The organism is Chryseobacterium sp. SIMBA_029 (genome assembly GCF_046535275.1).
Taxonomy (GTDB): Bacteria; Bacteroidota; Bacteroidia; order Flavobacteriales; family Weeksellaceae; genus Chryseobacterium.
Genome location: NZ_JAWRXA010000390.1, coordinates 1 through 267, shown reverse-complemented (window position 1 = coordinate 267; position 267 = coordinate 1). Strand labels below are relative to the sequence as shown.

General features: G+C 39.0%; 1 protein-coding gene. It reads left to right on the top strand.

The genetic code is table 11. The features are described from left to right. Positions 1-267: hypothetical protein (locus SB679_RS24555; protein ID WP_410704887.1), on the top strand; the 267-nt coding region annotated here is incomplete at both ends.

Sequence of the window (267 nt, the reverse complement as noted above, 5' to 3'; positions counted from 1 at the left end):
CACCGAGTCAGCTGAAAGATCAATATGCGTTTGACAGTCTGCATATGATGTTTAAGCAAGGCGTTGATCCGACTGCATGGTTTGAAAATAAACAACTGGATTTTACGGTTAAAAACTCTATTTATTCCCTTCGTGTAGAGTCCACTCTCCAAGCGTTTGACATTTTGAAAGGTCTTGAAGGAAAAATTGAATCTTTCGAGGTGATTAAAGGGAATATGGATGATGTGTTTATCCACATTATCGAAGAACAAGGAAGCAGTTTGCCAG